This window comes from Lactobacillus rodentium (genome assembly GCF_003423665.1).
Taxonomy (GTDB): Bacteria; Bacillota; Bacilli; order Lactobacillales; family Lactobacillaceae; genus Lactobacillus; species Lactobacillus rodentium.
On record NZ_BFBY01000003.1, the window covers coordinates 19,364 to 43,403 of the forward strand.

General features: G+C 32.0%; 25 protein-coding genes and 1 other RNA gene. 23 read left to right on the top strand and 3 right to left on the bottom strand.

The window, feature by feature from the left end; genetic code table 11:
- The first annotated feature begins 7 nt into the window (after positions 1-7).
- From glmM to crcB, 4 genes are all read left to right on the top strand, one after another.
- A complete protein-coding gene (gene glmM / locus LrDSM24759_RS02505) occupies positions 8-1,366 on the top strand; it encodes a phosphoglucosamine mutase (RefSeq protein ID WP_117117924.1) in 1,359 nt (452 codons plus the stop codon).
- A gap of 198 nt (positions 1,367-1,564) precedes the next feature.
- Positions 1,565-3,373 carry a glutamine--fructose-6-phosphate transaminase (isomerizing) gene (glmS, locus tag LrDSM24759_RS02510; protein ID WP_117117925.1) on the top strand — a complete coding sequence of 603 codons (1,809 nt, stop codon included), beginning with the start codon at positions 1,565-1,567 and terminating at the stop codon, positions 3,371-3,373.
- An 87-nt stretch (positions 3,374-3,460) separates the two neighbouring features.
- Positions 3,461-3,844 (top strand): fluoride efflux transporter FluC, encoded by a 384-nt coding sequence (locus LrDSM24759_RS02515; RefSeq protein WP_117117926.1) that lies wholly within the window; start codon positions 3,461-3,463, stop codon positions 3,842-3,844.
- A gap of 2 nt (positions 3,845-3,846) precedes the next feature.
- Positions 3,847-4,206 (top strand): fluoride efflux transporter CrcB, encoded by a 360-nt coding sequence (gene crcB, locus LrDSM24759_RS02520; protein ID WP_117117927.1) that lies wholly within the window; start codon positions 3,847-3,849, stop codon positions 4,204-4,206.
- Between the two features lie 18 nt (positions 4,207-4,224).
- On the opposite strand, the gene LrDSM24759_RS02525 is transcribed toward crcB, so the two are convergent.
- Both LrDSM24759_RS02525 and LrDSM24759_RS02530 read right to left on the bottom strand, forming a co-directional pair.
- Positions 4,225-5,469 carry a DUF4097 family beta strand repeat-containing protein gene (locus tag LrDSM24759_RS02525; protein ID WP_117117928.1) on the bottom strand — a complete coding sequence of 415 codons (1,245 nt, stop codon included), beginning with the start codon at positions 5,467-5,469 and terminating at the stop codon, positions 4,225-4,227.
- Between the two features lie 105 nt (positions 5,470-5,574).
- Positions 5,575-5,835: a hypothetical protein gene (locus tag LrDSM24759_RS02530; protein WP_117117929.1), complete on the bottom strand. Its 261-nt coding sequence runs from the start codon at positions 5,833-5,835 to the stop codon at positions 5,575-5,577.
- A gap of 161 nt (positions 5,836-5,996) precedes the next feature.
- Between LrDSM24759_RS02530 and LrDSM24759_RS02535 the strand changes: the two genes are divergently transcribed.
- The 17 genes from LrDSM24759_RS02535 to LrDSM24759_RS02615 all read left to right on the top strand — a co-directional run bounded on the left by LrDSM24759_RS02535 (position 5,997) and on the right by LrDSM24759_RS02615 (position 19,587).
- Positions 5,997-6,503, top strand: coding sequence for a VanZ family protein (locus LrDSM24759_RS02535; protein WP_117117930.1), 507 nt, complete (start codon positions 5,997-5,999; stop codon positions 6,501-6,503).
- A gap of 78 nt (positions 6,504-6,581) precedes the next feature.
- The gene (locus LrDSM24759_RS02540; protein ID WP_117117931.1) at positions 6,582-7,313 is read left to right on the top strand and encodes a YebC/PmpR family DNA-binding transcriptional regulator; all 732 of its coding nucleotides are present in this window, start codon (positions 6,582-6,584) and stop codon (positions 7,311-7,313) included.
- A 130-nt stretch (positions 7,314-7,443) separates the two neighbouring features.
- Positions 7,444-8,424, top strand: a complete 981-nt coding sequence (comGA, locus tag LrDSM24759_RS02545) for a competence type IV pilus ATPase ComGA (protein ID WP_117117932.1) — start codon at positions 7,444-7,446, stop codon at positions 8,422-8,424.
- Entirely contained in the window at positions 8,393-9,397 is a 1,005-nt protein-coding gene (locus LrDSM24759_RS02550; RefSeq protein ID WP_117117933.1) for a type II secretion system F family protein, read from the top strand. Before comGA ends, LrDSM24759_RS02550 begins: the two co-directional genes overlap by 32 nt.
- A gap of 9 nt (positions 9,398-9,406) precedes the next feature.
- Entirely contained in the window at positions 9,407-9,733 is a 327-nt protein-coding gene (gene comGC / locus LrDSM24759_RS02555; RefSeq protein ID WP_117117934.1) for a competence type IV pilus major pilin ComGC, read from the top strand.
- The gene (locus LrDSM24759_RS02560) at positions 9,705-10,130 is read left to right on the top strand and encodes a hypothetical protein (protein WP_117117935.1); all 426 of its coding nucleotides are present in this window, start codon (positions 9,705-9,707) and stop codon (positions 10,128-10,130) included. The genes comGC and LrDSM24759_RS02560 overlap by 29 nt, the downstream gene beginning before the upstream one ends.
- Positions 10,120-10,323: a type II secretion system protein gene (locus tag LrDSM24759_RS02565; RefSeq protein ID WP_245953324.1), complete on the top strand. Its 204-nt coding sequence runs from the start codon at positions 10,120-10,122 to the stop codon at positions 10,321-10,323. The genes LrDSM24759_RS02560 and LrDSM24759_RS02565 overlap by 11 nt, the downstream gene beginning before the upstream one ends.
- A gap of 1 nt (position 10,324) precedes the next feature.
- Positions 10,325-10,867, top strand: coding sequence for a ComGF family competence protein (locus LrDSM24759_RS02570; RefSeq protein ID WP_157964230.1), 543 nt, complete (start codon positions 10,325-10,327; stop codon positions 10,865-10,867).
- 193 nt (positions 10,868-11,060) lie between these two features.
- A complete protein-coding gene (locus LrDSM24759_RS02575; RefSeq protein ID WP_117117937.1) occupies positions 11,061-12,065 on the top strand; it encodes a class I SAM-dependent methyltransferase in 1,005 nt (334 codons plus the stop codon).
- Positions 12,066-12,079: 14 nt separating this feature from the next.
- Positions 12,080-13,264 carry an acetate/propionate family kinase gene (locus LrDSM24759_RS02580; protein WP_117117938.1) on the top strand — a complete coding sequence of 395 codons (1,185 nt, stop codon included), beginning with the start codon at positions 12,080-12,082 and terminating at the stop codon, positions 13,262-13,264.
- Positions 13,265-13,320: 56 nt separating this feature from the next.
- Positions 13,321-13,687, top strand: a transfer-messenger RNA (tmRNA) gene (gene ssrA / locus LrDSM24759_RS02585).
- A gap of 229 nt (positions 13,688-13,916) precedes the next feature.
- Positions 13,917-14,813, top strand: coding sequence for a DUF3737 family protein (locus LrDSM24759_RS02590; RefSeq protein WP_117117939.1), 897 nt, complete (start codon positions 13,917-13,919; stop codon positions 14,811-14,813).
- Between the two features lie 2 nt (positions 14,814-14,815).
- The gene (locus tag LrDSM24759_RS02595) at positions 14,816-15,988 is read left to right on the top strand and encodes a MalY/PatB family protein (RefSeq protein WP_117117940.1); all 1,173 of its coding nucleotides are present in this window, start codon (positions 14,816-14,818) and stop codon (positions 15,986-15,988) included.
- A 44-nt stretch (positions 15,989-16,032) separates the two neighbouring features.
- A complete protein-coding gene (locus LrDSM24759_RS02600) occupies positions 16,033-17,004 on the top strand; it encodes a type I phosphomannose isomerase catalytic subunit (RefSeq protein WP_117117941.1) in 972 nt (323 codons plus the stop codon).
- A 26-nt stretch (positions 17,005-17,030) separates the two neighbouring features.
- A complete protein-coding gene (locus tag LrDSM24759_RS02605; protein WP_117117942.1) occupies positions 17,031-17,423 on the top strand; it encodes an SdpI family protein in 393 nt (130 codons plus the stop codon).
- Positions 17,423-18,136 (top strand): response regulator transcription factor, encoded by a 714-nt coding sequence (locus LrDSM24759_RS02610; protein WP_170133352.1) that lies wholly within the window; start codon positions 17,423-17,425, stop codon positions 18,134-18,136. Before LrDSM24759_RS02605 ends, LrDSM24759_RS02610 begins: the two co-directional genes overlap by 1 nt.
- A 2-nt stretch (positions 18,137-18,138) precedes the next feature.
- Positions 18,139-19,587 carry a sensor histidine kinase gene (locus LrDSM24759_RS02615; protein ID WP_117117944.1) on the top strand — a complete coding sequence of 483 codons (1,449 nt, stop codon included), beginning with the start codon at positions 18,139-18,141 and terminating at the stop codon, positions 19,585-19,587.
- A 30-nt stretch (positions 19,588-19,617) separates the two neighbouring features.
- Here LrDSM24759_RS02615 and LrDSM24759_RS02620 read toward each other — a convergent pair whose 3' ends face one another.
- Positions 19,618-21,795: an LTA synthase family protein gene (locus LrDSM24759_RS02620; protein WP_245953325.1), complete on the bottom strand. Its 2,178-nt coding sequence runs from the start codon at positions 21,793-21,795 to the stop codon at positions 19,618-19,620.
- A gap of 154 nt (positions 21,796-21,949) precedes the next feature.
- Between LrDSM24759_RS02620 and LrDSM24759_RS02625 the strand changes: the two genes are divergently transcribed.
- Positions 21,950-22,570, top strand: a complete 621-nt coding sequence (locus LrDSM24759_RS02625; protein WP_117117945.1) for a VanZ family protein — start codon at positions 21,950-21,952, stop codon at positions 22,568-22,570.
- Between the two features lie 77 nt (positions 22,571-22,647).
- Positions 22,648-23,988: a glucose-6-phosphate isomerase gene (locus tag LrDSM24759_RS02630; RefSeq protein ID WP_117117946.1), complete on the top strand. Its 1,341-nt coding sequence runs from the start codon at positions 22,648-22,650 to the stop codon at positions 23,986-23,988.
- Positions 23,989-24,040 lie beyond the last annotated feature (52 nt).

Consider the following 24,040-nt stretch of genomic DNA (forward strand, 5'->3'; position numbering starts at 1 on the left):
TATTAATATGCTTAAGTACTTTGGTACCGACGGTGTTCGGGGTGTTGCGAATGCAGGTTTAACACCTGAAATGGCATTTAAATTAGGACGTGATGGTGGTTATGTTTTAACTAAAGATAAAAAAGATGGAGAAAAGGCTAAGGTATTAGTTTCTCGTGATACGCGTATTTCAGGACAAATGCTGGAATATGCTTTAATTGCTGGTCTTTTATCTGTTGGTATTGAAGTCTTAGAATTGGGAGTAATTACAACTCCTGGACTTTCATACTTAGTACGTGCACAAGGTGCCGATGCAGGTGTACAAATTTCTGCATCGCATAATCCAGTTCAAGATAATGGAATTAAGTTTTTTGGTAGTGATGGTTTAAAACTTTCAGATGCTAAAGAAGAAGAAATTGAAGCATTGATTGATGCTCCTGAAGACAAGTTACCACGTCCTTCTGCAGAAGGATTAGGAACTGTTACAAACTATCATGAAGGTTCAGCCAAGTATTTACAATTTATTGAAAATACTTTGCCTGAAGATTTAAGTGGGATCAAGGTTGTTGTTGATGGTGCCAATGGTGCTTCAAGCGCTTTAATTTCACGTTTATTTGCTGATTTAGGTGTTGATTTCACTACTATCGCAACTCATCCTGATGGTTTGAATATTAATGATAATGTTGGTGCAACTCATACTGAAAAATTACAAGAAGAAGTTGTTAAGCAAGGTGCTCAACTTGGTTTAGCATTTGATGGGGATGCTGATCGTTGTATTGCTGTAGATGAAAACGGTAATGAAGTAGACGGTGACCATATTATGTACGTGATTGGTAGTTATTTGGCTGATCATGGACGCTTAAAAAAAGATACGATTGTTACTACTGTTATGAGTAATCTGGGTTTCACTAAAGCGCTAGAAAAGAAGGGTCTCAAAAATGTTCGTACTCAAGTTGGAGACCGTTATGTATCTGAAGAAATGCGTGCTAATGGTTATAACTTGGGTGGTGAACAGTCTGGCCACGTAATTATTAGTGATTACCATAATACCGGTGACGGAATGCTTACTGGTTTGCATTTACTTAACGTAATGAAAGAAACAGGAAAATCATTAAGCGAATTACTTGTTGATTTTAAAGAATATCCTCAAACATTGATCAATGTGCCTGTTAAGGATAAAAAGACGTGGAAAGATCACCAAGCAATTTTAGATGCAATTGATACTGTAGAAAAAGAACTTGGAGATGACGGACGAATTTTTGTAAGACCATCTGGAACCCAAGATCTTTTACGTGTAATGACAGAAGCACCTACACAAGAATTAGCCGATAAATATAGTAAACAAGTTGCTAATATTGTTAAGCAAGAAATGGGTAGTGAAAATTAATTTGATCTTATAGAAGAGCTTGTAGTCATGATTCTACAAGCTTTTTTTATTTGTCTATTTTATTTTTATACCAATTTTCTAATAAATCACTTGACCAATTCTAAAAATACTAATATTATAGCTGTTATAGAGCTATAGCAAAAGAATTTAATAGTATAGACCAATTTTAAAAATTGAATATACCAAAGGAGAAAAATTATGTGTGGAATTGTTGGTGTAGTTGGTAAACCAGCTCGCGAAGTAGTGTTAAATGGTTTGAAGAACCTGGAATATCGTGGTTATGATTCTGCTGGTATCTACTTAAATGATTTACAAGGAAATGAATACTTAACTAAAGCAGTTGGTAGAATAAGTAATTTAGAAGAAAAGTTAACTCCAGATGAAGAGGGATTAGTTGGTATTGGACATACACGTTGGGCTACTCATGGAAAGCCAACTGTTGATAATGCTCACCCACATGTTTCAGAAGATGGACGTTTCTATTTAGTACATAATGGGGTAATTGAAAATTACGCTGAATTAAAAGAAAAATATCTTCAAGATGTTGATTTTAAGTCCACTACTGATACAGAAGTTGTAGTGCAATTAGTAGATAAAATTGCTAGAGAAAAGAACTTAGATGCTTTTTCAGCATTTAAAGAAGCGCTTAAGTTAGTTCGTGGTTCATACGCTTTCTTGTTAGTTGATAATACACAACCTGACCACATTTTTATTGCTAAGAATAAGAGTCCAATGATGTTAGGAATCGGTGATGGTTTTAACATTATTGCTTCAGATGCAATTTCTGTTTTAGATCAAACTAAGACTTTTATTGATTTGCAAGATGGTGATGTAGCAGACGTTACTAAGGATAATGTAGTTATTGAAACTATTGATGGAGAAAAAGTAGAACGTAAACCTCATACTTTAGATATTGATCCAAACGCTGCTTCAAAGGGTACTTATGAATTTTACATGTTAAAGGAAATCGATGAACAACCTGCAGTAATGAGACGTTTATCACAAGATTACTTTGATGGTGATGATGTAAAAGTAGATCCTGCAATTGTTGATGCAATGGCCCAAAGTGATCGAATTTATATCTTAGCAGCCGGAACTAGTTATCATGCTGGCTTAGTTGGTAAAAATATCATTGAAGAATACGCTGATATTCCAGTTGAAGTCGGACTTGCTTCTGAATTTGGTTACCACTTCCCTAAACTTTCTAAGAAGCCTTTCTTTATCTTCTTATCTCAATCTGGAGAAACAGCTGATTCACGAGTAGTGCTTAAACAAGTGAATGAAAGAAACTTACCAAGCTTAACGATGACCAATGTGGAAGGATCTACTCTTTCTCGTGAAGCTACTTATACAATGCTTCTTGAAGCTGGTCCAGAAATTGCCGTAGCATCTACAAAGGCATATACAGCTCAAATTGCAGTTCAAGCAATTTTAGCTAAAGCAGTTGGTGAAAAGAAGAATCTTGAAAAAGCAAAGAATTTTGACTTAAAGAATCAATTTGCTCTTGCTGCTGAAGGAATGCAAGAATTAGTTGATGGTAAAGAAAAGATCGATGAATTAGCTAAGAAATACTTATCAACTACTCGTAACGCCTTTTACTTAGGTCGTGGTGTTGATTATGCTGTTGCTTTAGAAGGTGCATTGAAGCTTAAAGAAGTTTCATATATTGAAACAGAAGGATTTGCTGCTGCTGAATTAAAACATGGTACGATTGCTCTAATTGAAAAGGGTACACCAGTGATTACCTTAATTAATGACCCTGCAACAGCAGACTTAACTCGTGGTAATATTCAAGAAGTAGAATCACGTGGTGCAAATGTTATGACATTTGTAGCAAAAGATTTTGCGCGTGAAGGAGACGATGTGGTTCTTCCCCAAATTGATTACTACTTATCCCCATTAGTAACTGCCATTCCTGCACAGTTAATTGCATATTACGCTTCTAAGAATAAGGGACTAGATGTTGATAAGCCACGTAACTTAGCAAAATCTGTTACAGTTGAATAAACAATTTAAAAATGAGCTTTTAAGTAAAGCTCATTTTTTGTATAATCATTGTGAAAGAATTATTTTACTAAAAGAAGAGTAGATCTAATGTCAGAAAAAGTAAAAAACTATTTTAGTATTGGAATTTTTGCCTTTTTAGGTGGCGCATTACGGTGCTATTTTAATTTACTTTGGTCGTTTTATGGTACATTTATTGCAAATATTTTAGGCTGCTTTTTATTAGCATTATTTACATATTTTTTTATTGAATATAAACTAGTCCCACAATGGTTAAAAACTGGGTTGACGACTGGATTAGTGGGTGCCTTTACAACCTTTTCAACTTTTCAATTAGATACGTTAAAATTACTACAAACAAAGTATTGGTATAATGGAATTTTATATTTTGGTTTATCTTTACTTTTAGGTTTGACTTTTGCCTGGTTAGGGATGAAAGTAGGGAAAAGTTTAGGAAAGAAAGTTGTTGAATAATAATGATTGTAATAATTGCTTGTGCAGGAATTGGTGCTATTTTTGGTGCCTTAATTAGATATATTATTACCGATTATGGTAAAAAGCATTGGGGAGATAATTTTCCTTGGGCAACCTTAATGATCAATTTAAGTGGTGCCTTTTTATTAGGAGTATTTTTTTCATTACACTTCTCATCACTTTCTTATACCCTTTTAGGAACAGGAGTAATGGGTGGCTATACTACATTTTCAACTTTAAACGTAGAATTATTAAATGAATTAAAGCAAAAGGCCAGAAAAAAATTTTGGATTTATGGGATATGTTCATATTTGGGCGGCTTTGGCTTAGTATTTTTAGGTTTCTTGATAGGAAGAAAATAAAACAGACTAGCTGATAAACTAGTCTGTTTTATTTTGTTCTGTTGTCTTTAATTCAATTGATCCCTGATTACTTTCTAAAAGTAAAAATGGTAATGCCTCTTCATCATTAAGATAGCCGTTAATTGATTTATAATCATCACTATCGTAAATAATTGCATCTAACGGCAGATTGATAGTCGACAGATTACCTTTAGCCTGAAATTTAATTGGTAAATGTTCATCAATTTTAATTTTAATAGAACTAAGTCGTGTTTTAGTTCTAAGTTCTTTATCAAATTTTTTATCAAGAGAAATTCTGATCTTTCCAGAAGAACTATTAATTCTTCCATTACTGTTATAGTTATTCAGTTTAATATTACCCGAAACAGTTGAAATATCTGCTTCATCCTCATTCAAATTCTTAGTTGTTATATTTCCACTTTTAGTATTAAGAATAAGACGATTGCTTAAACTAGAAATTAATTTGATATTGCCACTAGTTGAAGTGAAAAGAGTATCGGCATCAGGGTTCATGACTATTAAATAAGAGCCGGTAATATTTCCAGAGCGAGTATTAACATGTATATCTTCAGCTTGACAATGATTTAAAATAATATTTCCAGAATTCAAATCAGCTTGAAGACGTTTTACATGAAGATTGGTTAATAAAGTATTACCTGAAATTGAAGTTAAATCAACCATACAATCACTATTTAGATTGGTTAAGTAAACTCGTCCACTTTGATTTCTAATGGTAATAAAACCAGAATAATCCAGTGGGAGAAACAGAATAACTTTATTTTTGAAAAAACCTATATGTTTTCGCGGTCCTTGAGTAATTTTTATTACATTACCAACTTTTTCAATTGCCGAATGTAATTTTTGAATATCTCGTGACATCCAATCACTTAAGAAAGCAGTTTTAGCCTTGGTAGGAAGAATTAATAAATCTCCAATACGATAATTCAAATGAATTTCAGTAATCCCTTGAAGGTTAAGGTTTAAGGATTGAGTAAGTTTTAAATTTATAAGTTGGTGGATAATCTTTTTAAGTCTTTTTTGACTGATTTGAGCATATTTATCGGTATAGGGAGACGATAAAATCCGATCTACTTCTTCTAAGTTTTCTTTGATTGCAAGGGTAGTATCTGCTGAATCTAAACTATCACTAGTTCTTTTATTAATATTTTTTTCTATTTGTTGAACAAGCGACTTATTTGAAGTGGTTAAATCTTTCGTATCTGAAAGTTTATTTAAAATTGAAGTAATTTGTTTTTCGAACATGGTTACCTCCTTTAAATGTTTATTGTAGCATAATCAAAAAGATTAAATAAAAAAAGCGTTGTAACTAACCTCAAAGTTAGTCACAACGCTTTTAGGAATTCTTAATTAATCATTTGAACGGTAGCCGAAGTAAAATTGGATACATGCAACAACGATGTTAATCCAGTTCATTGCGATGAACCAACCAGCTATACCAGGGTTATGTGAAGCTCCGACACCGTAGTATACCCAGAAACCAATAATGATGGCTGCAACGTTAATCCATGCAAAGGTCTTTTGTAAAGTCTTGTTATTAAGTTGGAACCACATCCAAATAACATTAATAACAAACCAAATAGCTAAAATCCAAAAAATTGTAGTAAACATAAATATTATCTCCTTTTGTTAATAAATATATTTGGGAAACTAATTAGATTTCTCTTTTCACTTTCCATTATGGACTAAGATTTTATTAAATCAAAAATAAAGTCTTGAAAAATAAAAAATAATTTGTTTTATTATGCTGTAAGAATTAATGAGGAGAAATAATGAAAAAGCAACTACATTATATTTTTATCGTTTTAATGGTCTTAGTGTTAATTGGACTTTTTATTTCAAGTTCAATGACCTACCACCAACAAGAAATGAAACCAGGATTTATTCATAAATATTTTCCCTTGCTAGAAAATTGGGTAGGTCATTGGAACATCTACTATGGTGGTCGATGGCATAATGCTCATCTTGATCAGGGTGTAGCCGGAATGACTCAATTTGTAATGCGAAAAATGGCACACTTTGGAAGCTTTTTCTTATTAGGCTTATTTGGTTCTTTAGGTCTAAAAAAGATCTTTCAAAGTTGGGGAGGACCTTTGTTAATTTGGTTAGGAACAATCCTTGTTGCATTTTGTGATGAGTTTCATCAAATGCTAACTGGGGACCGAACTCCTAGCGTACATGATGTAATGTTGGATTCTTCAGGAGCCCTCTTGGCAATTTTAATCTGCATGATTGTGTATGGAATAAAGAATTTTAAAAATAGCAAAAATGACGCTTAAATCGAATTGAATTTGAGCGCTTACTGCGTTAAGATTAACAAGGTTATACAATATTTATGAAAAGAAAGAAGGATTATAATGTCAGGACATTCAAAATGGCACAATATTCAAGGCCGCAAGAATGCGCAAGACGCTAAGAGAGGTAAAGTATTCCAAAAATTATCTCGTGAAATTTATATGGCTGCAAAGAGTGGTGGTCCTGACCCTTCCGGAAACCCTGCTTTACGTTTGGTAATGGATAAGGCTCGTGCAGCTAACATGCCAAAGAGTAATATTGAACGTGCGATTAAGAAGGCCGAAGGTGGCTCAGACGAACACTACGACGAAATTACTTATGAAGGCTATGCACCAGGTGGTGTAGCAATTTTAGTTGAAGCATTAACTGATAACAAGAACCGTACTGCTTCTGATGTTCGTGTTGCTTTCACTCGTAATGGTGGTTCTCTTGGTGCTACCGGATCTGTTGCCTACATGTTTGATAGAAAAGGTTACATCGTAATTGATCGTTCAACTACTGATGCTGATGAAGATCAAATGTTACTTGATGTAATGGATGCAGGTGCCGATGATTTACAAACCAGTGATGATGCATACGAAATTTATACTGATGCTAAGCAATTTACAGATGTTAGAGATAGCTTAGAAAAGGCTGGTTACAAGCTTGCTAATGCAGAATTGACTATGATTCCTCAAAACACTACCCCAGTTCCTGAAGATAAGAAGGATCAATTCAATAATCTTATCGATGCTTTGGAAGATAGTGATGATGTTTCTAACGTTTATACTGCAGCTGCAGATGACGATGAATAATAGTAATTAAGAATTAAAAAAAGGATTCAAAGGTGATAAACTTTTGAATCCTTTTTTATTTTAAAAACAAATATTTAATTTTTGCGTAATTTAAAATGGATCCAAATTTATAGAAAGAAAAAGAAAAGAGATGGAAATAAAAGAATTAGCAAATAAAATATTGAAGACTGCTGTTAGCTGCCATAGTAGTGATATTTTTATTTTTCCTAAATCGGATAATTTTGAGTTAAAGATACGAACAGACAAAGGAATTAATAAGTTAGAAAACATTACTTTAAGCACAGGAACGGAATTAATTAACTATTTCAAATTTATTGGTGAGATGGATATTGCTGAACATCGTAGACCACAAGTAGGTTCGTTAGCTAGACAAATTCAAGATGAAAGAATTTATTTACGTTTTTCTAGTACGGGAGATTTTTTAAATCATGAAGCGCTAGTAATTCGTCTTATTTATGGCAACAGACATAATAATTATTTCTTTCCTGAACAATTTACTGAACTGGAAAAATTATGTCAAAAACGTGGCTTAGTAATTACTAGTGGGCCAACTGGATCTGGTAAAACATCAACAATGTATCAATTAGCTAAGAATATTGGTGAAGACAAGATAGTAATGACGATTGAAGATCCAGTAGAAATTCTTGAAAAAAGCTTCCTACAAACACAAATTAATCTACCGGCTAATATTACATATCTAGCATTATTAAAAGCAGCACTGCGTAATCGCCCCGATATATTGATTATAGGAGAAATTAGAGATCGTGAAACTGCCAAAGTCGCAATAAATGCTGCTTTAAGTGGTCATCTAGTTTTAGCTACGGTACATGCAAAAAGTTCCTTACAAACGATTAGTCGTTTAGAAGGCTTGGGAATATCTAAAAGTGAATTATTAAATAGTTTAACTGGTGTATCTTATCAGAGGTTAATTTGGAATCAAAAATTACAACAACCTGCTTGTTTATTTGATATTGCCAGTGGAGAAATTTTGAAAGATGAAATTCAAAATGAAAAAAGAAAAGAGTTTATAACTTGGAATAAGAATATTTCCACACTTAAAGAGAAGGAAATAATTAGCGATGAACAATATTCAATATTTTCACAGGGATAAGTGTAAATTAACAAATACTGAACAATTAATGTTTTTAGATTACTTAGGTCAATGTTTAAAAAATGGTTTTTCTTTAAATCTTAGTCTTAAACTAATTCCAACTTTGTGGAAAGAAAAAGAAAATATCCTTCAAAATTTAAACTTACAAATTGAAAATGGGGTGTCTTTGGGAGCAATTCTAGTTAAATTAGGCTTTTCTAAACAAGTTGCGGCCCAATTAAATATGTCTTTTATAGAAGGAAGTTTACCAGAGTGCTTGACCCAATTAACAGAACTTTTAAGGTTAAAAAATAAACAAATAAAAAAATTACAATCTGAATTAACTTATCCCATTTTATTAGTAGGGATGATGATCTTTTTACTAATTGGGATGCAAACGTTTTTGAAGACAGAGATAAATAATAGTGATTTAGGAGAAAATATAATTTTTATTGGACTTTTAACTATTATTTTTCTTGGGTGTGGTATTGGAAGTAGGATTATCTATTTACTACATCGACAAGATTATGCGTCGTTTAATAAATTAAAAAAATTACCCTTTTTAGGTTCGACTTTAGTCCTATATATTCAATATCTTTTAGTCTATGATATTGGAATTTTAATTGCCGATGGCTTTTCATTACAACAGATTTGTAAATTTACCCAAAAACAAGAAGAAGGTTCTGTACAAAAATGTATTGGCTTAAAGGTTCAAAATCAGTTAAGTCAAGGAAAAAGTTTAGAAAATATTATTAAAGAAGAAGCGTTCTTGCCCAATAGTCTTTTGATGTTAATTACTAGTGGAGGTAAACGTGATGAAATGAGTCGTAAGGCAGTTTTGTTAAGTAAAACCCTGTTTTATGAATTAAATCTCAAACTTACGAAATTAGTTGTTAATATACAACCAATCTGTTTTATTTTCATTGGGATTTGTATTTTGGGAATGTATCTAAAAATCTTAATGCCAATGTATTCAGTACTGCAAACAATTTAAGGAGAAAAAATGCGTCAAAAATTAACTAATACTTTAAAAAAATCACAAAAATTAAAAGGTTTTACCTTGATTGAAATGGTTATTGTAATTGCAATTATTGCTATTCTAATTCTTTTGGTTGTTCCTAATTTGACTAAACAAAAAGATCGTGCAGAAAGTAGAACTGATGAAGCCTTTAGATCAACATTACAAACTCAGGTCGAACTAGCCGATGATAAAAATATTAGTTTGGAAGAATTGAATAAAGAAGGATTTATCTCTGATAAACAATTAAAAAAGGCAAATGAAAAAGGAATTACAATTACAAATGGAAAGGTTACAGAAAGTAAAAAATAAGGGATTTACTTTAGTTGAAGCAATTATTATTTTATTTGTCTTTTGCTTAATTTTTACGATACCAACCTTGAAATTAACTCAATTTAAATCAGATTTAGAATTAAGTAATACAACGCGATTAGTCAAAAGTATTATCGAAAGTTCTACTAGAAAGTCTCTTTTAAAGAAAAATGCAATTTTTATTCATTATTCGGAAGAAAATAATAGAATTTCAGTAAAACAAGGTAAAAGTATGCAATACTTTCCAATTAATCATCAAATTAAAATTGATAATTTAAATCATGTTTTTGTAAATCCAAAAGGATCAATTTCACCACGTACCATTATGATAAAAAATAAAAACAAGAAAAGGATTATAAAAATTCAAATGAAATGGGGGCGTATGATTGAAAGTTAAAGGATTTTTACTTCTAGAAGCAACCATGGGATTAGTTATTGCATGTCTGAGTATAAGTTTATTAAGTTCAACAGTTGGTCAGGAAAAAAAGATAGAGCAAAAAATAGAATTAAAGGTAGATCATAAATTAGCAACTCAAATAAAAAAATCAACTGGAGTAAAAAGTATAAAAATACATGATAAATGTTATTAAAATGAAAACCATTTTTAAAGTTAGAGCTTTTTCAATTGCAGAAGCAATTTTAGCTTTATTTATTACAGCTTTATGTGTTGAAATGTTGATTGGAATTTTAGGAATTGTGAAAAAAGCCGATAAACAAGTAGCACCAATTAATGAAGTTGCATTTTCCTATATTCAACTTAAAGAATTTCTTCATGATGAAGGACATGTGGAAATTGATGCCATTCATTCTAATAGCCATCAGATTATTTTAAAGAAACAAATTGGTGAAAAAGACAAACATCCAATTTTTCGAAATTATTGTATTGAAGAATATCGAAATATGATACGGCTAACTGGTGCTGATGGTGGTCATATGCCATTGATTATGAATTTGAGAAAATCGAGCTTTAAATATGATAAAGAATATTTTGAAATTTATCTTCAAGAAAGTGATCGACGAAATAGTGTTTTAAGGTTTAAAACAGACAAGCCGATTGAGCTAAAGGATAAAACAAAAAATGATAAAGATACTTTACAACCAAATAAAAAAGGAAATGCAAAGACCAAAAGTTAGGGGAAGTGCAATGTTATCAGCAATTTTACTTTTATTTGCATGCATACTTTTCGTTACTTTTTATCAAGAAGTGTTTATGAAAAATTTGGAAAATAACTTATTATTATTGAAATACTTAAATAATTAAAACGATCTTCTTGCTCCTTTACTTATTAATTAATAAAATAAGAAGTGAAGAAAGGGGCAATTATAAATGGAAAAAATTACTGATTTATATCCAAAATTTCAAGAAGTAGTAGAACTACTACAAAAGGCTTTAAATGTCTCATTTGCTTCAGCTGTAACAGAGACATTTGATAATTTAGAAAATGAAAAAATCAAAGTTGAAGAAGGTGCTCCTGACAAGGAAACAGTGGCAGAATTAACTGACAAATATCGTGAATTAAAATATGAAAGTATTCCTAAAGATTTAAAAGTACAGATTTTTACTCTTTTGGCCTTAAAATCAGTTAATGAAGATGGAAGAAATTATACTCAGCTTCCTACCCCTTCAATTATTGCTACAATTATTGCTCTTTTATGGCAAAAATTGGTACCAAATGATAAAAAAATAGAAGTCGTTGATCCGGCTATTGGTACTGGAAATTTACTTTATTCAGTAATTCGTCAGTTAGTTCAAGATAATCATTCACAAAATAATTATCAATTAATTGGGATTGACAATGATGAAACCCTACTTGATTTGGCTGATGTAGGTGCACATTTAGATGGATTTAAGATTGACTTGTTTAATCAAGATGCTTTAGATCCCTGGATGATTCCACCAGCAAATGTAATTGTTAGTGATCTACCAGTAGGATATTATCCCTTAGATAATAATGCCAAAAATTTTGAAAATCAGGCAAAGGAAGGACACTCGTTAGCTCATCTTTTATTTATTGAACAAATTGTTAAAAATTTAGCTAAAAATGGTTTTGCCTTTTTAGTAGTACCAAAGGGATTATTTACTAATTTAATTCAAAGCGACTTTATTAGTTGGTTAGGCAAAAAAGTTAATATTCAGGCTATCATTGATTTACCAACTGATATGTTTGCAAGTGATACTCAACAAAAATCTATCTTAGTCTTTCAAAATCATGGGGACAAAGCAATTAAAAGAAATGTTTTAGTTGCCCAATTACCTTCATTAAAGGATAATAAAGCCCTAGTAGAATTTAACGTTAAGTTAAATGAATGGTACAAAAATAGTAGTAAATAAGGGAGGAACTTAAAATGAAGAAAGTCTTAGCAATCAATTCTGGTAGTTCATCATTTAAGTTTAAATTATTTTCACTTCCTAGTAATGAAGTTATTGCTGAAGGAATGGCAGATCGCGTTGGTTTGCCTGATTCTACTTTCACAATTAAATTATCAGATGGTGAAAAACATGAAATCAGAGAAGATATTCCTACTCAAGAAGATGCAGTGCAAAAGTTACTAGACTTGTTGCAAGAATATCATGTTGTAGAAAGTATCAATGAAATTGCTGGAGTAGGACACCGTATTGTTGCGGGTGGAGAATATTTTAAAGAATCTACTATTATTACAAAAGACAATCTACAGAAAATCTTTGATTTAAAAGACTATGCTCCTTTGCATAATCCAGCTGAAGGAAAAGGTATTGAAGCGTTTATGAAAATTTTACCTGGAGTTCCTCAGGTTGGTGTTTTTGATTCTGCATTTCACCAAAGTCTTGACCCAGTTCATTATCTCTATCCCGTTCCTTATAAATATTATGAAAAATATAAGGCACGTAAATATGGTGCTCATGGTACTTCTGTAAGATATGTTTCAAATGAAGCTGCAAAGATGCTTGGAAAAGATCTTAAAAACTTAAAATTGATTGTATGTCATTTAGGCTCAGGTGCTTCAATTACAGCTGTTAAAGATGGAAAATCATATGATACTTCTATGGGCTTTAGTCCACTTGATGGTATAGAAATGGCTACGCGATCCGGTAGTGTTGATCCATCATTATTGCAGTATGTAATGCACAAAGAAAATTTAGATATTGATCAAATGATTGACATTTTAAATAATAAATCAGGTCTTGATGGAGTTTCTGGAATTTCTCCAGACATGCGTGATTTAAGAAAATCAGATTCAGAACGTGCTAAAATTGCTCGTGATATTTATATAAATAGAGTAGTTCGTACTGTAGGGGCATATATGGCAGAAATGAAAGGAATGGATGCTCTTATTTTCACTGCAGGTGTTGGAGAACATGATAATGATCTACGTAAACGAGTAATGGAATATTTTGAATTTGTTGGTTTAAAACCTGACCTGCAGGCTAATGAAACTAATGGTCAGAAATTTATTTCTCAATCTGATTCTAAAATAAAGGCAATGATTATTCCTACTAATGAAGAATTAATGATTGAAGAAGATGTTGTTCGTTTAGCAGGTTTAGAATAACTCAATAATATTGAGGATAACCGTATTTCAAGGTATAATATGGTTGTCTTCATTACGGGGCTGTTTTGGGATTCGACAGGCGTAGATTTGCATTGACTGCGGTTCGTAGGTCACGTCTACGTAAAAACGTCACAGTTTAAATATAACTGCAAAAAATAATAATTCTTACGCAGTAGCTGCTTAGTCAGCCTGTGTGATCTAATGATGGTTTGCTTGTGATGATCATTAGGTTTTACCATTTAGCAAGCTACGTTTAACTACCTCACCTGAATAGTTAAAAATAAGATTGACTAGGTTAGCCATAACTTTTTTGCCCTGTTATATGGCGTGAAGTTACGGTGAACTCAAGTAATATAACTATAATCGTAGAGGTTAATGACAAAATGCGTTTGGACAGGGGTTCAATTCCCCTCAGCTCCACTATATTAATAAAAAATGTCGTTATATTTTTCGACAAAATTAAAACACCTTTTAATCAATAGAAGGTGTTTTTTTGTATCAAAATTTAATTGACTTGGAGTGAACTTCAAGGAGTATGCTTATTTACGTGTACAAGTGAGAAATAAAAAATTCTTACTATTAAGAACCTAATATTAGTAGATAGTATTAAATAGTTTTAAAATAATGATGTAAGAAAGAAGATCAGAAAAGAATGACAGAAGTAATTAAAGATAAATATTTTGAAGGTGAAAGAATATTGTATGGCTTAAAAGATGCTAAATTAATTGATGTTACTTTTGGTCACGGGGAATCACCTTTGAAGGAAGCAAAAAATATTGAAATTAAAGATTCAATTTTTAAGTGGAAATACCCCTTATGGTATGACGAGAACGTTAAAGTTGAAAAATCCACCTTTGAAACTATGTCGCGCAGTGGTATTTGGTATACAAATCATATTGCCATAAAAAATTCATCCTTACAAGCTCCAAAATTATTTAGAAGATGTGATGATATAGTGCTTGATCAGATTCACTTTTCTGATGCGCAAGAAACAATGTGGACTTGTAAGAATATTAAAATCACCAATACTGATATTAATGGGGACTATTTTGGAAAAGATTCTGAGAACATTTATTTAGAAAATGTAAATATTATTGGAAATTATGCCTTTGATGGTGCGAAGAATATTGAAGTTCATAATTGTCAGTTTGTTTCGAAAGATGCTTTTTGGAATTGTGAAAATGTAACTATTTATGATTCCGTAATTGATGGCGAATATTTAGCGTGGAATACTAAGCATATTAAATTTGTAAACTGTAAAATTGAAAGCAATCAAGGATTAAATTACATTGATGATTTGGTTCTAGATAACTGTAAATTAAATCATACTGATTTGGCCTTTGAAAATGTATCAAACATTGATGCACAACTAACTGCTCCGATTTTAAGTATTAAAAATCCGATTTCGGGCAAAATAATTGTTCCGGCAATCGGAAAATTAATTATGGATCCGAATAAAATTGATCCTGAAAAAACAGAAATAATTTGTGATGAGATTGGGGAAGAGATTGATCGTTCTGATACAAATCAATCTCCCAAGGAGATATAAAAATGACAAATTTTGATTTTACTAATGCACCTGACCGCAGAGCCAGTGATTCAATTAAATGGGATGTAGAACCTGGACAGCTTCCTATGTGGATCGCAGATATGGATTTTAAGACAGTTCCAGCAATTGTGAAGGCTATGAAAAAGAAAATTGATCTAGAAGCTTTTGGTTATGAATGGCCAGGTAAAGATTATTTTGATGCAGTAAAAAAATGGTATAAGGAAGAACATAATGCTGAAATTAAAAATGACTGGATGATTTTTTCAACCGGAGTAATTCCAGCTTTATCTTCTATTGTTAGACGAGTCTCTCATATCGGTGATAATGTAGTAGTCCAAGCACCTGTATATAATATTTTTTATAATTCTATTGAAAATAATGGACGTCACGTTTTATCTAATGATTTAATTGCAAAAACGGATCGTTATGAAATTAATTGGCCAGATTTAGAAGCAAAACTCGCAGATCCATTAACTACAATGATGATTTTTTGTAATCCCCATAATCCTATTGGCCAGGTATGGACAAAAGATGAAGTGCAACAAATTGCTGATCTTTGTCATAAGCATCATGTTACGTTAGTTTCTGATGAAATTCATGGTGATCTTGTTCGATATGGAGAAGATTATACTCCGGCTTTTTCAGTTAAAGGTCATGCAAAGGATAGTGTCATTTCCTTAGTATCACCAAGTAAAACATTTAATGTTGCTGCTTTACACGCAGCAACAGTGATCATTCCTGATAAAAACTTACGTCATATTGTAGAACGTGGTTTAAATTCAGATGAAGTCGCAGAACCTAATTTATTAGCAATTCCAGGAACAATTGCTGCTTATACACAAGGTCATGAATGGTTACAAGCATTAAAAGTTCAATTAAATGAGAACTTTAATTATGCGATTGATACGATAAGTGAAAAATTACCAAATTTAAAAGTAGTTAGTGGCCCAGCCACCTATTTGATGTGGATTAATATCAGCAATTTAACTACTGATAGTGAAGAATTTACTACATTCTTAAAAGAAAAAACTGGGTTAATTGTGTCTTCTGGTGCACTTTATCGTGGTAATGGACATAACTTTATTCGGATTAATTTAGCTTGCCCTCTAGCAATGGTTAAGGAGGGGCTAAAGCGCTTACAAAAAGGTGTTGCTTTATACTCTAAAAATAACTAGAATTGAGATATAGGTTAAGGAAGTTTTTTTGGAGGTATAGCTTAATGGAGCCATTATTTTTAACCCCATATTTTCGTCCTAAAATTTGGGGTGGACGTAAATTAAATACAGAATTACATTATCAGATTCCTGATGGAAAAGTAGGAGAAGCATGGGTCATTTCTGGATACAAGGATGATGCTTCAACTGTTACTGATGGTCCTTATAAAGGAAAAACATTACGTGAAGTTTATCTTGATCATCCAGAATTATTTGGCAATCCTAAAGCAAAAGAATTTCCTTTACTAGTTAAATTTTTAGATGCAAATGATAATTTATCGGTTCAAGTTCATCCTGATGATGAATATGCCCGCGTTCATGAAAATGATTCTGGTAAAACAGAAAGTTGGTATGTACTTCATGCCGAACCAGGTGCAAAATTAATCTATGGCCATAATGCAAAAACAAAAGAAGAACTTGAAGATTTAATCAAGCAAGGAAAATGGCAAGAGTTATTTCGCTATGTCCCTGTAAAGACAGGTGATTTCTTGTATGTTCCAGCAGGAACGGTTCATGCATTAACTAAAGGCATTATGGTAATCGAAACTCAACAATCTAGTGATGTAACTTACCGACTTTACGATTGGGATCGTGTTGATCAAAAAACAGGTAAAAAAAGAGACCTGCATATTAAACAATCTCTTGATACAATAAAAGTACCACATCGTGATCCTAAATTAGATATTAAGCGCGAAAAAGTTCCCGGTGCTGAAATTACTACTTTAGCGCAACCTCCTATGTCGCCACATTTTTACTTGTGGCAAATTGATGTCACGGGAAGGTTTGATTGGAAGTTTGGCAAGCATCCCTATTTATTGGTCTCCGTTATTAAGGGAGAAGGAGAATTTATTTGCCAGGGTAAAAGTTATTCGATCAAGTTAGGAACCAATTTTATTATTCCTAATGAATTGAAGGATTTTAGTTTTTCAGGAAAGAATTTACGCTTGATTATCTCAGCACCTGGTAGAGAAGATTAAGTAATTGAATAGAAAGAGGAAGTCAAATGATCTATCTAGCTTGTGGAGCCATTATGTTCGCGGTCGGGGTCACTTGGCTTTTTTTTCCAGCCAAAAGACCAAATCGTATGTATGGCTATCTTTCGTATCTAGCAGTTACTAATCAAGAAAGTTTTAAATTAGCACAAAAGTTAGCTACAAAATATTTTATAATATTTGGAGTAATTCAGATGATTTTGGGATATGGAATCTATCGGTTAGGTTGGGACAATTATTTTATAATTTGGTTATTAACCTTTTATTTCTTTATAATTTTTCCATTAATAATTGTCGAAACTAAACTGCAAAATTATCTCAAAGCAAAACATGAATTGCCACATGATTATGTTAAACTTGATAAAATTAAAAAAAAGAAAGTTAAAGGCTTTAAAGATAAATAATGAATATTTTAATGATTGAAGATGATAATTCTGTAGCAGAAATGATGAAGTTGTATTTTGCTAAAGAAAAATGGAATGTTGATGTAGCAACTGATGGTGAAGAAGCAGTTGAAAAGTTTATGACAAACAAAGATAAATATGACATCATTACTTTGGATTTAAATCTTCCCAAAAAAGATGGTATGGAAGTTGCTAGAGAAATTCGTGAAAGTTCACAACAAATTCCGATTATTATGCTCACAGCTCGAGATACTGAATCAGATGAGATTTTAGGTCTGGAAATTGGTGCAGATGAATATGTCACTAAACCATTTAGCCCATTGGCTTTAATTGCGCGAATTAAAGCTTTATACCGCCGAACAAATTTAGGTGCATCATCAGATAAACTAAATCCTAATGATAAAGATTTTGATGTTACTACCAAGCATTTAAGTATTTCAAAAGATCGTCGAGAAGTTTTATTTGATGGAAAAACAATTAATGATTTAACACCAAAAGAATTTGATCTTTTACTTACAATGGCGCAAAAACCAAAACAAGTATTTTCTCGAGAAAAATTATTAGAATTAGTCTGGGGTTACGAGTATTTTGGTGAAGAAAGAACTGTTGATGCCCACATTAAAAAGTTACGTCAGAAATTAGAAACCGCAGGACCTCAAGTGATTCAAACGGTTTGGGGTGTTGGTTATAAGTTTGATGATACTGAGGTATAATTTTGAAACTCTTTTATCAATTAATGCTAGGATTTTTGTTAATTATATTTTCTAGTATTACTATTATTGGTTATTCTTCAACAAGTTTTTACACTGAACAGGCTTATAATCAGAGTTATAACAGGTTAGAGGGCTATGCTGAATCACTAGAACAAATCGTTTTATCACACAAAAATAATGATGGTGAATTAGACGTCGGATTTTTAGATAAATTACAAATTGTCATGCAAGGGGAAGATACCACGCTAAGAATTTTTAATAAATCTAATCATTTAGTGTATCCTCATTCCCCAATGCAATGGAAATTGCCCAAAGAATATTTTAATAAATTAAAAAAGGGAAAAGTCATTCGAATTAAGAATGATCATCAGAATGCCCAATTGACTTTTTCTGATCATGAAGCTTACACGAGTGTATTAGTCCCTTGGTTCGAAAAAGGAAAAATGATTGGTGTAATTTGGATTGGTTCGCGGGTTCAAAATGTTGAAGATGTAATTGTACATGAAAGACATAATCTTCTTACAGCTTTAATAATTACAGCTGTAATTGCGATAATGCTAAGTTTTGGGATTTCCTACTTTATTTCGCAACGAATTAGAAAACTTTCTCGTGCAACGAAGAAAGTTGCCCAAGGTAACTATGATATTCAAATTTCTCATCATGAGCTTGATGAATTAGATGAGCTTGCCCGCAATTTTAATTTTATGGTGCGTTCGTTAAAAAGAACCGCCGAAGAAATTACGGCTCAAGAAAAACGCCGAGACCAGTTTATGGCTGATGCAGCTCATGAAATGAGAACGCCATTAACAACAATTAATGGTTTACTTGAAGGATTAAAGTATCGCGCTATTCCTCAAGAATCAGTGCCACAATCAATTGATCTGATGCAAAGTGAAACAAAAAGATTAATTCGTTTAGTAAATGAAAATCTAGACTATGAAAGAATTAGAAGTAATAAGGTAGCATTAGTAAAAACAGAGTTTAATGCTTATCCGGTTCTGCATAATCTCTTAACTCAAATGAGTCAAAAAGCAAAAGCTAAAAATGATAAACTTAAACTTATTGCTCCGAAAAAATTACCTACTTATGGTGATAAAGATCGGGTTACTCAAATTTTGGTGAACTTGGTTCAAAATGCGCTACAATTTACTCAAGATGGACAGATCACAATTACCGGTAAGAGAATTGAACATGCTACTCAAATTAGTATTAAAGATACTGGAATTGGTATGAGTAAAGAACAAAGTAAATTTATTTTTGAAAGATTTTACAAAGCTGATCCTTCGCGTGTGAAATTGGGTTCAGGAGAATCAGGCTTAGGTTTGGCAATTGTGATGTCTTTGATTAAGCAACATGGAGGAAATATTGAAGTTGAGAGTGAATTAGGAGAAGGATCTACCTTTACTGTTACTTTGTATGATAAAAACTATGAGAATAAAAAAGAATCCTAAAAAAGAAGCTCGGTTAGCCGAGCTTCTTTTTTAGTTCTTAGTGGTAGAAGATTTTGAATCAGTCTTAGTAGATTTATCATTAAAACCATTAGCCACATCTTTTGGAACAGTTGTAATTTCTTCTTTATTGCTTTCTACTGCATCTGTTGTATAAAGATTAGTAGTAGACCCCTTATGTAGTGAATATAGGGAAGTTGAATTGCTTCCTAATTGATTAGCTATTTGGAGCATCTGAGTGTAATTAGTTTTATAGTTAAATTGACTAGGATCGTCAGGAATAAAACCGTTAGGAGTGTAAAAACGTAAAAGGTTATGATTATTTAATAAGTCAGAGTTATGAAGTAGATTTTTAGCATAAGTGGCTAATTTATCGATTTCAGATTTTTGTTTTTTAGTTAATCTGGTAATTCTTTTACCGGTATGGTGATCGTAAATTACACTTTTACTTCCCTTATTACCAATAATAATATATTTTGGTGTAACGATCGTACCATTACGGAAAACAACAACTTGCTTATGTTGTGAAGATAATAAATCTGTTCCAAATTGGACATAATTCTTAGTATTCACACCTAGTAAGTGAAGAATCGTTGGTAAGGCATCAATTTCTCCACCAATTTCGGAATTAATACCACCCTTAATGCCGGGCATATGAATCATAAATGGTACTTTTTGAAGTTCAGTTTGATCATAATCGGTCCAATTTGAATTATTTTTGCCCAAGAGAGGAGCCAAAGCATTGGTTTCACTAGTTGAACTTCCTACTCCATAATGGTCACCATAAAGAATAACCATAGTATTCTTTTCTAGTCCGCTCTTTTTTAGATAATCAAAGAATTCTTGTAATGACTGATCAAGGTAATGAGCAGTTTCAAAATAATTATTAATGGTAGAATTTGTTGTATTTGTAGTGGTAAAAGTTTTATCACGATCCATTTGATCCATATCAAAAGGAATATGATTAGTAACAGTTAAATATTTAACATAAAATGGCTGTTGCATTTGTTCTAGATATTTAATACTTTGGGAGAAAAGTAGTTTATCTTTTAAACCATATCCAATTGAATCATTTTTATTGTGTGAAAAATATTGTGCATCGAAGAAATAATTATAGCCTAGATTGCGATAAACCTCGTTTCGATTCCAAAAAGTTCCTGTATTCCCGTGGAAAACTGCCGAAGTATATCCTTGTTGACGCAAGATTTGTGGAGCAGCTTGGAAAGTATTTTCTGATCCTAATGAGGTAAAGAGAGAACCGTCAGAAATACCATAGGTACTGGTTTCCATCAAATTTTCAGCATCACTAGTTCTACCTAATCCAACTTGGTGATAAAAATTATCAAAGGCTAAGGTGTCTTTACTATGATAAAGTGAATTTAAGAAAGGCGTCACCTCTTGCCCATTAACTTTCATACCAATTAGAAATTGTTGAAAACTTTCAAGGTGAAGAATAATCACATTTTTACCTTTGGCCTGTCCAAAAGTTACTGGATTTGGTTTGGCATAATTGTTTTGAGTAAAGGAAAGAATTTGGTTAATATCATCAGAATTAGCATTATGCTTGCTTTGCTCAGATTGGGTGCTTTTGGCGATATCGTAAACCGAATAAGTATCAATACCAAGGTATTTAACTACATATGAACGATCAAAAGTATTACGCAATAAGCGTGGTCTTGAAGTTTCAGCCAACATGATATTTAGTGTTAATAAAAAGACTCCAAAAGAGGTAACTGCAAAGGGGCGCGTAAAGCCGAATTTGCGAGGATCAATTTTAATTACCTTAAAAATTAATAATAAGACAATCACAATAATATCAAGCCAAATGATAATATCTGTTGGTTGAAGTAGGGCTATGGTACTCTTACCAAGTCCTTGAGAGACCTTGCTAGTATTTTCAATAGTTTTAAAAGTCAAAAAGTCATTAAACTGACGATAATAAATAATATTGGAAAATAGTAGCACAGTATTTAATATGTCTAAGATTAACATTGCCAGATATGAAAATAGGGGTCTAGAAAGATATAATCCTAAACTTATTAAAATAATGCCACTACCTAGTGGAGTGAGCCATACAATAAACTGTTGGTAGGGATCACCCAGATTTAATTTAAAATCAAAGTAAACTGCAAACATATACTTTAGCCAAAAACAAAGTATTAAAAGAGTAAAAAAACCAATTCTTGTTTGCAAAAAATTTCTTTTCTTCACAATATTTCTCCTTTAATAAGAAATATTTTACTGGTTTATTGGATATCCGACAAATTTTCTTGAAAGATTTTAATTTTTTTAATATTTATCCAAAAAAATAAAATATAGTTTTTAGTAGCATATAATAGAAATTAAGAAGAAAAGGAACGAGATTATGCTATTTTTACAGCCTTTATATAATATTTTAACTAACTCTCCTGCTAGTAGGATTAATCATTTTGCTTTGTTAAAATTGATCTTTTATAGTCTTGATAAAACTATTTTATATTTTTTGATTTTTGCATTTTTAAGATTATGTTGGTTAATATTTGTGCGACATCGAAGATCACTTTTTTCAGAAACATGTGTCTGGATTTTTGCATTTTATCTAATACTATTGATGATGTTAACTACTTTTAGAGATACTTATTTTCCTTGGCAATGGTCGTTAAATCTTCATCGATCTTTCAGTGATATAAATCTTGTATTTTTAAAGGAAACATGGAAATTAACTCGTGGAGCCAGTTTGTTAGATTTCTTTTATAATTCACTAGGAAATATTATTTGGTTTATTCCTTTTGGTGCATTATTACCTATCGTTTTACAAAAGAAAAAATGCTTTGCTTTAACCACTTTACTGGGATTTTTATTATCAGTAACAATTGAAAGCTTTCAGTTTGTTCTAATGACGGGGGTTAGCGATATTGATGATGTCTTTTTTAATGTTTGCGGTGCCATATTAGGATACGGCATTTATGTATTAGTAAAAAACTTTCATCACAGAATTAGTAATTAGTGTAATTTTTTGCTTAATATCTGCTAAAATAAAGGTGTAAAAGTTAATATAAATCTCAAGCAAAGGAAGTATGAAAAATGACAAAAGTTGTGCATTTTGACGCTAGTAAATTAAAGCCTTTTGTTCATGAAAATGAATTAAAGGAAATGCAACCAATGGTAACTGCTGCTGATAAGGAATTACGTGAAGGCAGTGGTGCTGGTTCAGATTTCTTAGGTTGGGTTAACTTACCAGTAGATTACAATAAAGAAGAATTTGATCGTATTAAAAAGGCTGCCAAGAAGATCCAAAATGATTCAGAAGTTTTAGTTGGTATTGGTATTGGTGGTTCATATCTTGGTGCTCAAGCATCAATTGAATTTTTAAATAGTGCCTTTTATGGTAGAGAAAAAGAAAAATACCCAACAGTAGTATTCTGTGGTAATTCAATTTCTGGTTCTTACCTTTATGACTTACTTGAATGGTTAGGTGACAAAGACTTTAGTATTAATATTATTTCTAAATCTGGTACTACCACTGAACCTTCAATTGCTTTCCGTGTCTTAAAAGAAAAATTAATTAAGAAGTATGGTAAAGAAGAAGCTAATAAGAGAATTTATGCTACTACTGACCGTGCTAAGGGTGCTTTGAAGACTGAAGCTGATGCTGAAGGTTACGAAGAATTTGTTGTTCCTGATGATATTGGTGGTCGTTTCTCAGTTCTTTCAGCTGTAGGTTTACTTCCAATTGCTGTAGCTGGCGGTGATATTGATGAAATGATGAAGGGTGCTGCAGATGCACGCGCTGCATATCAAGATCCAGATGTTTTAGGCGACAATCCATATAAGTATGCCGCTCTTAGAAATATTCTTTACCGTAAGGGCTACACTACTGAAATTCTTGAAAACTATGAACCAACTTTAAGAATGTTTGGTGAATGGTGGAAGCAATTGATGGGTGAATCTGAAGGTAAGGATCAAAAGGGAATTTACCCATCAAGTGCTAACTTCACTACTGATCTTCACTCATTAGGTCAATACATCCAAGAAGGTCGTCGTAACTTAATGGAAACTGTAATTCGTGTTGAAAATCCTAAACACGATGTAACTATTCCTGATGATAAAGAAAACTTGGATCAATTAAACTTCTTATCAGGTAAGACCATGAACTATGTAAATGATCGTGCTTACGAAGGTGTAGTTTTAGCTCACACTGATGGTGGTGTACCTGTAATGACTGTTGATATTGAAAATCAATCAGCTCATACTTTAGGTTACTTGATCTACTGGTTCGAATTAGCTGTAGGTATTTCAGGTTACTTGAATGGTATTAACCCATTTAACCAACCAGGTGTTGAAAGTTACAAGAGAAATATGTTTGGTCTTTTGAACAAACCAGGTTATGAAGACTTACATGATGATTTAACTAAGCGTCTTTAATTAAATCATTTAATAGATAATAGAATAAGAGTGGAAGTTTTTCTTCTACTCT

What these genes read in the sequence shown, in the direction of transcription:
- LrDSM24759_RS02570 (WP_157964230.1), top strand. Translation starts at nt 10,325, where the DNA reads ATGAAAACCATTTTTAAAGTTAGAGCTTTTTCAATTGCAGAAGCAATT.
- LrDSM24759_RS02530 (WP_117117929.1), bottom strand. Translation starts at nt 5,835, where the DNA reads ATGTTTACTACAATTTTTTGGATTTTAGCTATTTGGTTTGTTATTAAT.
- LrDSM24759_RS02540 (WP_117117931.1), top strand. Translation starts at nt 6,582, where the DNA reads ATGTCAGGACATTCAAAATGGCACAATATTCAAGGCCGCAAGAATGCG.
- LrDSM24759_RS02535 (WP_117117930.1), top strand. Translation starts at nt 5,997, where the DNA reads ATGAAAAAGCAACTACATTATATTTTTATCGTTTTAATGGTCTTAGTG.
- glmS (WP_117117925.1), top strand. Translation starts at nt 1,565, where the DNA reads ATGTGTGGAATTGTTGGTGTAGTTGGTAAACCAGCTCGCGAAGTAGTG.
- LrDSM24759_RS02560 (WP_117117935.1), top strand. Translation starts at nt 9,705, where the DNA reads ATGGAAAGGTTACAGAAAGTAAAAAATAAGGGATTTACTTTAGTTGAA.
- LrDSM24759_RS02525 (WP_117117928.1), bottom strand. Translation starts at nt 5,469, where the DNA reads ATGTTCGAAAAACAAATTACTTCAATTTTAAATAAACTTTCAGATACG.
- LrDSM24759_RS02610 (WP_170133352.1), top strand. Translation starts at nt 17,423, where the DNA reads ATGAATATTTTAATGATTGAAGATGATAATTCTGTAGCAGAAATGATG.
- LrDSM24759_RS02595 (WP_117117940.1), top strand. Translation starts at nt 14,816, where the DNA reads ATGACAAATTTTGATTTTACTAATGCACCTGACCGCAGAGCCAGTGAT.
- LrDSM24759_RS02590 (WP_117117939.1), top strand. Translation starts at nt 13,917, where the DNA reads ATGACAGAAGTAATTAAAGATAAATATTTTGAAGGTGAAAGAATATTG.
- comGC (WP_117117934.1), top strand. Translation starts at nt 9,407, where the DNA reads ATGCGTCAAAAATTAACTAATACTTTAAAAAAATCACAAAAATTAAAA.
- LrDSM24759_RS02600 (WP_117117941.1), top strand. Translation starts at nt 16,033, where the DNA reads ATGGAGCCATTATTTTTAACCCCATATTTTCGTCCTAAAATTTGGGGT.
- comGA (WP_117117932.1), top strand. Translation starts at nt 7,444, where the DNA reads ATGGAAATAAAAGAATTAGCAAATAAAATATTGAAGACTGCTGTTAGC.
- LrDSM24759_RS02625 (WP_117117945.1), top strand. Translation starts at nt 21,950, where the DNA reads ATGCTATTTTTACAGCCTTTATATAATATTTTAACTAACTCTCCTGCT.
- LrDSM24759_RS02575 (WP_117117937.1), top strand. Translation starts at nt 11,061, where the DNA reads ATGGAAAAAATTACTGATTTATATCCAAAATTTCAAGAAGTAGTAGAA.
- LrDSM24759_RS02630 (WP_117117946.1), top strand. Translation starts at nt 22,648, where the DNA reads ATGACAAAAGTTGTGCATTTTGACGCTAGTAAATTAAAGCCTTTTGTT.
- LrDSM24759_RS02515 (WP_117117926.1), top strand. Translation starts at nt 3,461, where the DNA reads ATGTCAGAAAAAGTAAAAAACTATTTTAGTATTGGAATTTTTGCCTTT.
- LrDSM24759_RS02550 (WP_117117933.1), top strand. Translation starts at nt 8,393, where the DNA reads ATGAACAATATTCAATATTTTCACAGGGATAAGTGTAAATTAACAAAT.
- LrDSM24759_RS02580 (WP_117117938.1), top strand. Translation starts at nt 12,080, where the DNA reads ATGAAGAAAGTCTTAGCAATCAATTCTGGTAGTTCATCATTTAAGTTT.
- crcB (WP_117117927.1), top strand. Translation starts at nt 3,847, where the DNA reads ATGATTGTAATAATTGCTTGTGCAGGAATTGGTGCTATTTTTGGTGCC.
- glmM (WP_117117924.1), top strand. Translation starts at nt 8, where the DNA reads ATGCTTAAGTACTTTGGTACCGACGGTGTTCGGGGTGTTGCGAATGCA.
- LrDSM24759_RS02605 (WP_117117942.1), top strand. Translation starts at nt 17,031, where the DNA reads ATGATCTATCTAGCTTGTGGAGCCATTATGTTCGCGGTCGGGGTCACT.